Annotated in this window: 12 protein-coding genes; 1 reads left to right on the top strand and 11 read right to left on the bottom strand. The window is 50.0% G+C overall.

Annotated elements, in window-relative coordinates:
• Nucleotides 1-6 precede the first annotated feature (6 nt).
• From lptB to CVU71_01570, 8 genes are all read right to left on the bottom strand, one after another.
• Nucleotides 7-729 (bottom strand): LPS export ABC transporter ATP-binding protein, encoded by a 723-nt coding sequence (gene lptB, locus CVU71_01605; protein ID PKN20512.1) that lies wholly within the window; start codon nt 727-729, stop codon nt 7-9.
• Between the two features lie 34 nt (nt 730-763).
• Complete coding sequence (lptA, locus tag CVU71_01600) at nt 764-1,324, bottom strand: lipopolysaccharide transport periplasmic protein LptA (protein PKN20511.1); 561 nt, start codon at nt 1,322-1,324, stop codon at nt 764-766.
• 12 nt (nt 1,325-1,336) lie between these two features.
• Nucleotides 1,337-1,891 carry an LPS export ABC transporter periplasmic protein LptC gene (gene lptC / locus CVU71_01595; protein PKN20510.1) on the bottom strand — a complete coding sequence of 185 codons (555 nt, stop codon included), beginning with the start codon at nt 1,889-1,891 and terminating at the stop codon, nt 1,337-1,339.
• Nucleotides 1,892-1,991: 100 nt separating this feature from the next.
• Complete coding sequence (locus tag CVU71_01590; protein ID PKN21034.1) at nt 1,992-2,315, bottom strand: hypothetical protein; 324 nt, start codon at nt 2,313-2,315, stop codon at nt 1,992-1,994.
• Nucleotides 2,316-2,356: 41 nt separating this feature from the next.
• A complete protein-coding gene (locus CVU71_01585; protein PKN21033.1) occupies nt 2,357-2,884 on the bottom strand; it encodes a phenylphosphate carboxylase subunit delta in 528 nt (175 codons plus the stop codon).
• Between the two features lie 41 nt (nt 2,885-2,925).
• Entirely contained in the window at nt 2,926-3,750 is an 825-nt protein-coding gene (locus CVU71_01580; GenBank protein PKN20509.1) for a 3-deoxy-8-phosphooctulonate synthase, read from the bottom strand.
• Between the two features lie 15 nt (nt 3,751-3,765).
• Nucleotides 3,766-5,745 (bottom strand): hypothetical protein, encoded by a 1,980-nt coding sequence (locus CVU71_01575; GenBank protein PKN20508.1) that lies wholly within the window; start codon nt 5,743-5,745, stop codon nt 3,766-3,768.
• Nucleotides 5,746-5,749: 4 nt separating this feature from the next.
• On the bottom strand, nt 5,750-6,640 hold the full coding sequence (locus tag CVU71_01570; GenBank protein ID PKN20507.1) for a site-specific tyrosine recombinase XerD: 891 nt from the start codon (nt 6,638-6,640) through the stop codon (nt 5,750-5,752).
• A gap of 100 nt (nt 6,641-6,740) precedes the next feature.
• On the opposite strand from CVU71_01570, the gene CVU71_01565 reads away from it, so the two are divergent.
• Nucleotides 6,741-7,187, top strand: coding sequence for a ribose-5-phosphate isomerase (locus CVU71_01565; GenBank protein PKN20506.1), 447 nt, complete (start codon nt 6,741-6,743; stop codon nt 7,185-7,187).
• 575 nt (nt 7,188-7,762) lie between these two features.
• Here the strand turns inward: CVU71_01565 and CVU71_01560 are convergent.
• From CVU71_01560 to CVU71_01550, 3 genes are all read right to left on the bottom strand, one after another.
• Complete coding sequence (locus CVU71_01560) at nt 7,763-8,974, bottom strand: acetyl-CoA C-acyltransferase (GenBank protein PKN20505.1); 1,212 nt, start codon at nt 8,972-8,974, stop codon at nt 7,763-7,765.
• A 73-nt stretch (nt 8,975-9,047) separates the two neighbouring features.
• Nucleotides 9,048-11,048 (bottom strand): hypothetical protein, encoded by a 2,001-nt coding sequence (locus tag CVU71_01555; protein ID PKN20504.1) that lies wholly within the window; start codon nt 11,046-11,048, stop codon nt 9,048-9,050.
• Nucleotides 11,049-11,163: 115 nt separating this feature from the next.
• Nucleotides 11,164-12,966: an acyl-CoA dehydrogenase gene (locus tag CVU71_01550; protein PKN20503.1), complete on the bottom strand. Its 1,803-nt coding sequence runs from the start codon at nt 12,964-12,966 to the stop codon at nt 11,164-11,166.
• Nucleotides 12,967-13,013 lie beyond the last annotated feature (47 nt).

Raw genomic sequence — 13,013 nt, 5'->3', positions numbered from 1 at the left:
ACGGTTCTATAAACAGAAATCTTCGCCAAAATAAATCTTTTTGGCCAGTTCACTCTGCGCGATGATTTCCGGTTCTCCATGAACAAGAATCGCTCCCTCATTGACAATATAAGCCCGGTCACAACAGCAAAGTGTTTCCCGGACATTGTGATCGGAAATAATAATTCCGATCCCCTTATTTTTCAATTTTTCTATAATCTTCTGGATATCGGCCACCGCCAGCGGGTCAATGCCCGCAAAAGGTTCATCCAGCAGGATATATTTCGGAGACGTGACCAGAGCCCTTGTTATTTCCACTCTCCTTCTTTCGCCGCCGGACAGAGAGTAAGCGTGGTTTTTTGCCAGAGCAGTGAGGTCCAGTTCACCCAGAAGTTCTTTCAGCCTTTCCCGTCTCTCCTCTTCGTTTATATCAAGTGTTTCCAGAATAGCCAATATATTTTCTTCCACGGTCAGTTTGCGGAATATGGACGGCTCCTGAGGCAGATAATTCAAACCTTTTCGCGCCCGTTTATACATTGGATATCTGCTGATATCCTCGCCGTCCAGAAATATTTCTCCTCCGTCCGGTTTAACCAGGCCGACAATCATATAAAAAGTCGTTGTTTTTCCGGCGCCGTTCGGTCCCAATAAGCCGACCACTTCGCCGGGCGTTATTTCCAGATCAATCTGATTGACCACTTTTCTTTTATTATAAATTTTAATCAGTCCTTTTGCCGATAAATGACTCATTTTACATCCGTCCGAAGGCTTTCGCCCGCCCTGCTTATTTTAATTTTTTCTTCTGCGTATGAATGGTCGCGGTAACTCTTCCTGAATTTTCCTGAGCACAGGGTTCAACTCTACCCCGCTCTTCATTACTGTAAAAAATAACTTTGCATCCTTTTATGACATTATTGCCCTGTTGCAATACGGGATTCCCCGACAGAACAAATTGCCCGTTATCATGATAATAAACAGCATTTTTCCCAGTCGCCATCATATCTTTTTGCGTGATTGTAACATGCCCTGTTGCCTCAATTCTATCAAGATCTCCCGTCCCTTCAACCTCCTGCTGCCCGATTTTTTCCTTTTTATCACGGGACTTTTTATAGAAGATAGACAGGCGATCCGATTTCATTTTAATATCGCCTTGCGTGGCCACGGCATTCCCGGAGAAAACAACCATCTTGCTTTCCTGAAAAGCTTCCATTTTATCGGCAACCAGTTCAATCGGCTCATTTTTACTCAACTTGTTTTTCTGATTCAAGCCGACCTGTGCCCACGCACCTGTACTTATTGTTAATATAATAAAGAATACAATAAAATATATTTTTTTCATGTTCATCAACTGTCCTTATTATCTGATTTCGGCTCTGACTCTCGACAAAAGCGTCAGATGGCCTTTATTGATGAAAATGGACATGCCAACCCCCTGTATTTTCATCCGCTTGCTTTCCATGACAACGGGGGCGTCCGTATGGATTATTTTCTGGACATCGCCGTAATGAAGATAATCCGTCAGAACTTTTTCCCCGGTATCGGATGTGATCACAACATGGCCTTTTATTTCAACATCCTTTTTATCCGTCAACATTTCGCCCTTATCACCCGTCATGATATAGACTTTACCTTTCTGCGTGGTAAGTTTTATCTGGACTTGATCAAATAAGGCGAGCTTCTGCTTTTTTTTATATTGAGCGGTTTTTGCTTTCACTTCCCACTGGATATTATTCTTGCCGACTTCCGTGTAAACAAAATCCTGGATACTGACATCCGCCTGATCAGGTAATATTTTTATAACATTGGTCTTTTTTTCGCCGGTTCCCCGCACAACTGCAAAAATGACCAGGGCGGCAAGCACCATGATGATCAATGCTGCCGCTATAATTTTTACTTTTTTATTGACTCTCATGGTTCTTTATATCATTCGCCTTCGTCCGTGTAAAGCTATTCGGAGACATCATACTCTTCAGATTGACCGGATCAATAGTAAGGACACCTGCCGACTGTGATCAAGCGGAAATTCTTAAGCCGATAACACCCGCAACAATAAGAAAAAACGATAAGATCCGCATCATGGATGCGGGATCATGAAAGGCAATCAAGCCGATGAGAAAAGTGCCCGCCGCGCCAATTCCCGTCCAAACCGCGTAAGCCGTGCCAATGGGAATTTCCCGTTGCGCCAGCCACAAAAAGAGTCCACTCAATGCCATGCAGACTACCGCCATCAAAATAAAGGGCACCCTATAAGACGTGGTTTGAGATAATTTAAAACCGAGAGGCCAGCCGATTTCCAGCAATCCGGCGATTAACAGATAACTCCATGCAAGCGTCATTTTCATTTCCACGATGAATAGTCCGTGTTTCCCCTTGCCGATTACATCAAATCGGTAAAATCATATCGTGCCGCGACTTCATTCCAATAACCCTGGGACATGAGCAGCATCTCGCATATTTCTCTGACCGCGCCCTGCCCGCCGCTGTTGACTGTTATATAATCAACCGTTTTTTTCACCAGATCCACCGCATCCGCCACTGCGACGGAAAACCCAACCATTTTCAATACGGGGATGTCCACAATATCATCACCCATATAGGCTATGGCTTCCGCAGTCAGGTTGTTTTTTTGAAGAATCCGATCGAATACTTCCTTCTTGTTCAGCGCTCCCTGATACACCTCTGTAATCTTTAAATCACGGGCCCGGTGTTCAACAACGGTCGATGTTCGCCCGGTGAGAATGGCAACCTGAATTCCATGGCGTTGAATCATGACCAGGCCGTGACCGTCGCGGACGTTAAAATTTTTCATCTCCCGTCCATCGCTGTCCATGATGATTCTGCCGTCGGTCATCACCCCGTCCACATCCAGAACCAGCATTTTTATTTTTTTCAATTTTTCCTGAATATTTTTTTTCAACATGCATTCATCCTCTCCGGTTTCACTTTTCACGCTTCACGTTTCACGATTTCATCAATCTTCTTTAAGGTCGTCAGCAACGCTTCGAGTGAATTCAGATAAAGGGAATTTGCCCCGTCGCAGAGTGCTTTTTCGGGATCAGGATGAACTTCCATAAAAACACCGTCCACACCTGCCGCCACCGCCGCCCGCGCCAGATAGGGCACCATCTCGCGCTGACCGCCGGAGGCAGTCCCCGCGCCGCCCGGCAGCTGCACCGAGTGCGTTGCATCAAAAATCACCGGATACCCCATCGCCCGCATAATCGGCAGGGCGCGCACATCAAAAACGAGGTTATTATAGCCGAAAGACGCCCCGCGTTCGGTGACTAAAATATTCTCATTCCCGGCGGTTTTGATCTTTTCGATAATATTGGCAACATCCCAGGGAGCCAGGAACTGTCCCTTTTTAACATTGACAATCTTCGCTTTCTTCGCGACCTCCACAACAAAGTCCGTCTGACGGCACAGAAAAGCAGGCACCTGCATAATATCCAGCACGCCGGCCGCCGCATCAATTTCTTCAAAGCGGTGCACATCGGAAAGCACCGGCACACCGATTTTTTCTTTAATACGCTTCAGGATGCCCAGACCCTCCTGAAGCCCCGGCCCCCGATAGGAATTGATTGATGTCCGGTTGGCTTTATCGTATGAGGCTTTAAAGATGAAAGGAATCTGTAATTTTGATGTCAGCTGTTTTAAACGGGAAGCAATCGCCATCGTCGCCGCTTCATTTTCTATAACGCAGGGACCGGCAATCAATGTGAAACCACCCCGATCTCCAATTGTAAAATTATTAAGCTTCACCTGTTGCATGCTTTGCTCCCGTCCTTAATTTTTTTTCTCCATCAGTTGAATGCGCAGCCGCGGAATTTTACCGCCCACTCTTGTCTCCGGATTAATTTCATACGCGCTTTTGTATGCCTTCAGCGCTTCAGAGTAAAGCCCTTTCTTTTCATAGGCGTCACCCAGACCGGCATATATTTCATCATCCTCACGGTCATATTTCAAGGCTTTTAAATAATTTTCGATTGCCTTATCCAGGCTGCCGCCCGCCAGATATGCGTAGCCCAAACCGGCATAAGAAGAAGCTTTTTTCGGTTCCAGCTTCACGATTTTCTGATAATATTTAACGGCCTGTGCATATTTCTTTTCCTTGATATAATAGTTGCCCATCATTCCCAGTGTTTGCCGGGTAGGCGGTATTTTCCCATAATAGTTTACGGCCTCTTTTTCCCTGCCCAGTTTCGTATACGTATAAGCCAGATTATAATACAAGTTCTTATCCTTCTCCCCCAGCTTGATCGCTTTTTCATAATTTTCAGCCGATAGGGCATATTCCTTCAGCTCGCCGTAGGCAAATCCCAGCCTGATAAACCCGCCCGCTTTGCGCGGATTTTTCCGGACCAGTTTTTCGTAATATTTTGCGGCCTGATCATATTTTTTGTTTTTGAAAGTCAGGTCGGCCAGGCGTTCCAGCGCATCGGCATCGTCAGGATTCTTTTTCAAAACATATAAGTATTCCTTAAGAGCCTCATCCGTCTTTTTTCTTCTTTCGAAGGCCGCGGCCAGATTAAAGTGGATAACGGGGTCGTCAGGCATCAGCGCCACGGCCTTTTGCAAATGGGTCATTTCTTCTTTTAAATTCCCCTGCCCCGCATATGCCGTAGCCAGGTTGGCATATGCCGCAGCATCTTTCGGGTTGCTTTTAATGACCTGGGTATAGCTCTCAATCGCCCGGTCGTAATTCTTTTTTCTGAGATAGCTGTCTCCCATGGCGCGCCAGGCGGGGGCGGCATCCCGGGAATGCTTTGTAATATATTGATATTGCTCCATGGCCGCGCCGGGTTTATCCACTTTCTCATAAGCTTCCGCCAGCATCAATCTTACCGGATGATTCTCCGGGTCAAGCTTAAGGGACCGGAGATATGATTCGACCGCCTGACTCCATAATTTCTTATTACTATAGGCCAGACCAAGGATGGCATGGGCTTCAGCATCCTGTGTTTGCTGACTGACAAGGTTTGATAAAACTTTAATGGCCTGATCGGCCCTGTTGCCTTTCAGATGACAGCGTGCCAGTTCTTTTGCCGCCGCCGCATCATCGGGCTTAATGCGCAAAATATCTGCATAAAGCGATGCCGCCTCCTCCGTCCGGTTTTGCCGCAGATAGATGCCCGCCAGAAGTTTTCTTACGCCGATATCTTCGCTGTTTTGTGCAACGGCCTTCTTCAAGTACTCAACCTGCACGCCGGCATCACGGGACTCTTTCGCAACCCGCAACCAGTCCTGAGGAAGGATCTTCACACGAATCGGCACCGCGTCTATTTTTTCTTTTTGATAAGCAATCGTGATTTTATAGATGCTGACCGCCTGGGCATCCTTGGCCAGCGCGTCGCTTTGCATGATACGGTTGACAAATTCAATGCCCCGGAACAAGACGCCGATATGATTTCCCTCCCGGCCTGTCCCGTCAATCGTTGCCGATATGAAATTTCCGCTCAAATCATCACTGGCCACGGATTTAATGACAAATTCATCACGATAATTAATCTCCAGTGTGTCACCGGCATCCACACGCAGATTTTTGCCGTTTTTTTCGATTTCCAGATAATAAAAATGCGGTTTATTTTTCAATATATAATGGGAAAAAGTATTGACGGCTCTCCGGCCGTAAAGCATACCGGTCCCTGAGACCTCTGAACGAAAATAAATTAACGATGTCAGAAGAATAATTACAACTAAGGCGATGATCACTCCCGCAATGATTTTTTTGTTTAATTCTATTTTATTTCCGGCGTCATTGTGCATGCGCTCAGCCTCTCGGATGATATTTTTTATGGATCTCTTTCAATCTGTCTTTTGTGACATGGGTATAAATCTGCGTTGTCGAAATATCGGAATGCCCCAGCATCACCTGCACGGCACGCAAATCCGCTCCTCCCGCAAGCAAGTGAGACGCGAAGGAATGACGGAAGGTATGCGGATGAACTTTCTTATGCAGGCCCGCTTTTTGCGCATAACCGACAATGATCTTCCAGAGTCCCTGGCGGGAAAATGGTCCGCCGAAACGATTCAGGAACAAGCAATCCGTCGTTTTGGATTTGATCAGTTTGGGTCTGGCTTCGTCCACATAGCGCCTCACAATGTCATAGGCTGTCTTACCGATGGGGACAACCCGTTCTTTGCTTCCCTTCCCCATGGCTACCAGGAAGCCGACCTGCCAGTTGATACTGTTCATCGTCAGACCGATTAACTCTGAAACGCGCAGGCCGGTCGCATAGAGCAGCTCCAGCATCGCACTGTCGCGCAGCGCGGATGGCGTCTGATCTCCCGGCTGCCGGAGAATTGAAATCATCTCTTCTTTACTCACCGTATCCGGCAGACGCATCCAGACTTTGGCCAGTTCAATATGGGTCAGCGGCGACTCATCCAGAACTTTTTCCTGCAATAAATATTTATAAAAACCCCTCATGGCCGCAAGTGACCGGTTCATCGAATTGGCCGACAACCCTTCATTCTTTACATGCACAAGAAATTCTACCACGGTTTCCGGGATGACGGACCGGACGTCCGTTAACCCCTTCTGCTCCAGAAAGGAAACATAACGGTTCAGGTCGCGTCCATAGGCTTCCAGCGTATTGTCTGCCGCTCCTTTTTCGATCAGGAGATGATTATAATAGCGATTTAATAAGTCCCGCATGATGGTTTTTTACGAAAATCTGCCGTTTAAGTAAAGTATTTTTGTTGACATAATCGATAATCTTGTAGAAAGAAATAAAATCATTGTCCGATGGAGAATAAAAATGAAAAAAATCTTGATAGCCTCTGATCATGGGGCAGTGGATCTTAAAAACGAGATCGTTGCTTTCTTAAAAAAGAATAATGCTGAGGTCATAGACATGGGAACCCAGGACGATGCCGCGGTCGATTACCCGGATATGGCGCTTGCCGCCTGCAATGAATTTAAAAAAGGCGGTTATGATTTCGGCATCCTGCTTTGCGGCACAGGCATCGGCATTTCGATTGCCGCCAATAAAGTCAAGGGCATCCGCTGCGCGCTCATTTCCGACCTCTGCAGTGCCGAAATGGCTAAGGCCCACAACAACGCCAACTTCATCGCCTTCGGCGGCAGGATCAAATACAGCGTTCCGGTAATAGATATGATCGATAAATTCATGAACACCACCTTTGCCGGCGACCGCCATGAACGGCGAATTGCCAAGATGATGGCCATCGAAGATCAGTGCTGAACTTGAATTTGAAAGACTGCGTCACTTTATCAAGATAATATTCCGGCCTGCCCGGCGAAAAATGTGAAAAAGGAATAGATTACTGCATTGATCTTGTTGATGATTACATCAATACCAAAAGTCTGGGATATCACAGTCTTCGAGAAAGACCTCCTATGTGGATGAGCACTTGCGCCCCACCTTATGGAAAGGGTTGCCGGTATGTGAACCCGGGGGTGCCTTTTTCGATAATGAAAGCGGTAATCCCTTCATGTTTTTGGTCCTGTTGACGTTGGCAAGCACGACCAAGATATCGGCTACCGGAGCATTGGGAAAGCATAGAGGTTATGGACACACAGGTAAGGCACCCCAGGCAAGCAAGCTGCCGCCGTCTACACCTGCATGCCCCAGGGCCTCTCCGGCCAAACAAACAAGTGAGGATGTTGGTAGCCGATCCTCCAAATTCCTCGGAAAATGGCAAACCCAGTATCCCGAATGAGGCAAGTTTTCGCCGGATCTCAAAGTTGAACTCTCCTTTGAGATCCGGCTCTTTGCCGATTCGGGAAAAGAGCCGGATCTATCCCTTTAGAAGAGAATTAGAGTTGTATATTTTCGATAACCGTCGCCACGCCTAAGCCCCCGCCACAACAGGAACTAAAGGAGCCGTATTTGCCGCCCCTGCGGATCAGCTCTTTCATCGTGAACAGACAAATGCGGGCGCCCGAGGCGCCGTTGGGATGGCCGAATGCAATGGCGCCACCGTTGGGATTCCATTTGTTCATATCAACCTTTTCGCCCGTCTGATTCTCCAGCTCCTTGATCACGGCCAGGTTCTGAACCGCAAAGGCTTCGTTGCATTCAAAAACATCCATGTCGGACAGTTTGAGATTCGCCCTTTTCAGAGACAGAGGCACGGCGTATGCCGGACCGATTCCCATGATTTTCGGATCAACGCCAAAATCACCGCCGGCGAGCCATTTTGCCATGGGCTGATAACCCAGTTCCTTTGCCTTTGCCCGTGTCATCATCAGGACAAAGGCTGCCCCATCATTTCGGCCGGAGGAATTCCCTGCCGTGACCGTTCCGTCTTTGGTAAATGCCGGTCGCAGGCCCGAAAGGGCTTCCATAGAAGTCATGCGGGGATGTTCATCGAGTTTAAACTCCAGCGGCGGATTTTTCTTTCCCTGCGGAACTATGACGGGAATAATTTCATCCACAAAGTAACCGGCATCAATTGCCTTCTTGGCCAGGAGCTGACTCCGTAGCCCGAACTCGTCTTGAGCTTCCCGAGAGATATTATACTGTTGCTGCAGAGCCTCCGCCGTCAATCCCATATTCCAGGATGCCTGATCAAAAGTAGGCTCAAGAGAAGGCATGATCGGCATGGGAGGGATCATTTTGAAGGGTTCCGTAGCCAGGGAAAACTTGCATGTTGCCTGACTGTAAGATTCCATGCCGCCTGCAATCATGATCTCCGCATGACCGGCAAGGATCCGGTAGGCGGCATGGTTGATCGAATCGATGGCCGAGCCACACTGCATCTCAACGTAAGAGGCGGAGGTGCTTGCAGGAAGCCCCCCGGCCAGGGTAACCCACCGGGCAGGGTTTATCGCGGAGGTCCCGCCGATGGCGGAACCGGCATAAACGGCATCCACCACACCTCCTTTTTCCAGTATTTTGGTTTTCTGCACCAGACCTTTCAAAGCCAAACCACCCAGCTGTTCCATCGTAAAGTTCTTCAGCGTGCGCCCGAGGGTTCCAAAGGCCGTCCGCGCCCCATCTACGAATACTACTTCTCTTTCATTCATAATGACTCCTTATCCGAATTATCGAAGTTTACTGTTTCATTTCATTTCTTCTGCGCTGTTCATTTTTTTCAAACTAATAAAATGTTTTCCCATAAAGCTTTTCGCTGAGGCCAATAAGATCAGCCCATTTCATAGGACCGCCTTTGTCAGGAGGGAAACCCGTTCCCCAGATCATGCCCACATCGATCATGCGGGGATCCTCAACAATCTTTCGATCCAGAAGGTCTTTGCCGACCTGGACCATATTCGTGAGACAGCCCATCTGGATCTCCTCACTCGTGGCTTCCTTGACCGGCCGGCGCGCGATGAGAGGAAGAACCTCGGGATCGACCGTGCCGTCGGCGAGGAAGAAGCCCTTACCGGACTTTTTAAGACCGAGACGGCCCGCCTCCACGACATTCTTAAGAGTTTCTTGGACGATTCCCGCTCCCTTGAAGGCTTTGTAAGGAACATCAATTCCCACTTCGTCGAGAAGACGGATGGAACCCAGGGGCATGCCAAAGGCCACCATAGCGCCGTCCACCTTTTCAATGCTGTTGCCGGATTCCACGTATCCGAGGGTTCCCAGGTAATAGGGAACAAGAAGAGCATTGACGACGAATCCCGGATTGTCGCGGCAGACAATGGGACGCTTGCGGATGGCGGCGGCAAAGGAAAGCAGGTTGTCCACGGTCTCGCGGCTCGTATTTTCGCCCTGAATAATTTCCACCAGCTGCATCATCCAGACGGGAGAGAAGAAATGGGCGCCGCCGAAGCGTTCTGGATTCTTCACAAAGCCGGACATCAGCGAGATCATGATGGAGGATGTGTTGCTGGCGATGACGCAGTCTTCGCGGATAACGGCACACAGCTCCTTGTAGGTTTGCTCCTTCACTTTGATGTCTTCAAAAACGGCTTCGACAACCAGATCCGCGTCCTTAAATTCCGGTCCGTAACTTGCGGTCGTCGTGAGCAGCGCCATCAGTTCATCCACCGGCGTTTTCAGACGTTTCTTCTGGGCCATGCCTTCCAGAATCTTTCTAACGAAAGCCTTGCCCGCCTCAAAGGTCTCCGGGAAATCCTTGACGATGACGGGAACCTTCATGTTGCGCAGGACTTCGATGATGATGCCGCGTCCCATGGTGCCGAAGCCGAGCACGGCTACTTTCCGGATGGGTTTCGGGGTAAATCCCCTGGTCATCATCCCCTGTGGTTTGTCCGTGAGCGTCTTGATAAAGAACGTGTTGATGCTCCCCTTGGCCTGGTTGGAGATCGCAGTCTCCATGAAATACTTGATTTCAATCTCCAGACCCTCTTCCAGCGGCCGCTGGAGTCCTTCTTCCATCGCCTTAATCGCCAGCAGCGGACCGGGAATCCACCGGCCCTTGGTCATTTTCAGGACGCCTTCCCGGGCCATAGCGGCGATCGCTTCGATCTGGCTGAGATCCTGAACGGGGCGTTTCAGATTAGCTTTGCCGGCAAGAATTTCCTGAAGAAAAGTTCGAGCCTCGCCCAGCAGATCGGCATCGGCCGGAATGACGCGGTCAATGATTCCCTTTTCCAGGGCTTTCGTTGCGGGCAGGAGCTTCCCTTTCAGAATGAGTTCAATCGCTTCATAGCCGATGAGACGGGGCAGGCGCTGCGTTCCGCCGCCGCCGGGGAAAAGGCCCACGTTGCACTCGGGAAGGCCGATAACACTTGCCTTGGCGTCGGTCGCAATCCGTCCGGTACAGACCAGAGCCAGCTCAAGACCACCGCCGGCGCAGACGCCGTTGATCGCCGCCACGACAGGGTAAGGCAGAGCGGCCAGGCGGTTGAATCCGTCGTGAGAAGCCCGGATGAGAGCCATGCCTTCAGCGGGGTCCTTCAGTTCCTCCACCATTTTCAGGTTGGCGCCGGCGCAAAAATTGGTCGGTTTACCGGATATGATGATAATCCCGGCAAGATCCTTTGCCTTTTCCAACTCGGCAACCATTTCACCGAAGCTGGTGATGGCTGCCTGGGTCCACGTGTTCATGGCTTCATCGAAAACGTTGAAAGTGACGACGCCGATATTGCCCTTTTCTCTTTTCAAACTGAAAATTTTTTCGGTCATGCTTAAAACCTCCTTTACTGGGTGTTTTGCTTACAATGCTTGCGCAGAAAAAATGATTCTGCTGTCTGCCGCGACATTTCGGGAATTCGGTTTTGATGCCGCCCGGGCAGAACCGTTACAACTGTTCTTCGGGAATCTTGACGGCCGTCATATCTTCCACCCGGATGATCCGCGCCCGGCCGAAGACCTGGGGGAGAAAGTTCCGACAGTAGAAACGCACCGTTTCCATTTTGCCTTCGTAGAAAATCCGGTCCGCTTCCGTAAGGCTTCCCGCCGCGATTTTTTTTTGAGCAATGAATCCCTGTTCCAGGAACAAGTGCCCGATGACCGTCTCTGACATGGAATCGAGGAACCTTGTCGATGTGGAGGGGATGAGATCGATTTTGCCTTCCGCAAAAAAGCGGCCGTAGTCCGTGGCCAGGCCGATGATGGTCTGGAGGGCCTCGTCGAGGAAGGCGATTTCCTGTGCGAAGGTCTTGTCCTCGCGGTGGTCCCGGATAAAAGCCGTAACCTCCTCAACCCATTCGACAAAGACCTTGCCGCCCGACATGTTCAGCTTGCGGCCCACCAGATCGGCGGATTGGATATAATTGGTTCCGTCCCAGATGGAGAGAATCTTGCAATCCCTGGTGTATTGCTCGACAGGGTATTCCTTGGTGAAACCGTAACCGCCGAGAATCTGGATGGCGTCGCGTCCCATTTCAAAGATCCGATCCGAACAGTACGCTTTCACGAGCGGCGTCAGGAGTTCCATCCTCCGCCTGGCTTTTTTGCGCTCCCCTTCATCGGGATGGTTATGGGAAAGATCCTCTTCCATATAGGCCTTGTACACCAGGGCCCGCATGCCTTCCGTGAGCGATTTGATATTCATGAGCATGCGGCGAATGTCGGCATGTTCGACGATGCGGACTCTATCGCCGCTGCGGCCGAAAGGTGTTCCCTGAACCCGCTCTTTGGCGTAGGCTAGGACGTTGGCATAGATATTGGCTCCGAAAGCCACGGATTCGAGGCCCACGGCCATCCGTGCGGTGTTGACCATCTGGAACATATAAGCCAGTCCCATGCCCGGCTCGCCGATCAAGTGCCCGCGGCAGCGGCCGTTCTCCCCGAAATTCAGGACGCAGGTGGCCGAGGCGTTCAGACCCATTTTGTGTTCAATCCCGATGCAGGCCATGTCATTTCGTTCCCCCAGGGACCCGTCTTCATTCACCCAGATCTTCGGAACGGCGAAAAGAGAAACCCCTTTCGCTCCGGCGGGGGCGCCCTCGATCCGGGCGATAACCAGGTGAATAATGTTTTCAGCCATGTCGTGTTCGCCCGACGTGATGAATATTTTTGTGCCCTGGATCAGGTAGAACTCTCCGTCGGGGATCGCCCGGGTCGTCACCAAATGAGCGTCGGAACCCACACTGGGCTCGGTCAGGCACATCGCTCCTCCCCAGGTCCCGTCGTACATTTTGTGGCAGAACAGATCCTTCAGCTTTTGCGAACCGAAATTCTCAATCATGGAACCGTTTCCGGCTCCCATGCCGGAGAAGGTGCAGAATCCGAAATTGGCGCTGATAAAGAATTCCGCCGCGGTTTCCGCAATAATCAGCGGCAGCCCCTGGCCGCCGTATGCCGGCGAATTCGCCAGTGCAAACCAGCCGCCTTCCCGGAAAACGTCCCATAGACGATGAAACGACGCGGGCACGCGAACGGTTCCGGCATCAAAACGGCATCCTTCCCGGTCGCCGTCCTGGAAAGCCGGCGCAAGGTCGTTCATGGCAATCTTCTGAGCCTGGTTCAGGATCATATCGAAGTCTTCCATGGAAAACGCACTGTATACATCGAACTGGAGGAGACGCTCCACGTTCAGCTGTTCTTTCAGGACGAAATGCACGTCCCGGTCATCCCGCTTGTAAAAATTCAAACCCATAGTTCCTCCTTGTCTTCATTACCTTTCATATGATTATCCGTTTCGAA

This window comes from Deltaproteobacteria bacterium HGW-Deltaproteobacteria-6 (assembly GCA_002840435.1).
GTDB lineage: Bacteria > Desulfobacterota > Syntrophia > Syntrophales > Smithellaceae > UBA8904.
This window is presented reverse-complemented; position numbering and strand designations above follow the sequence as displayed.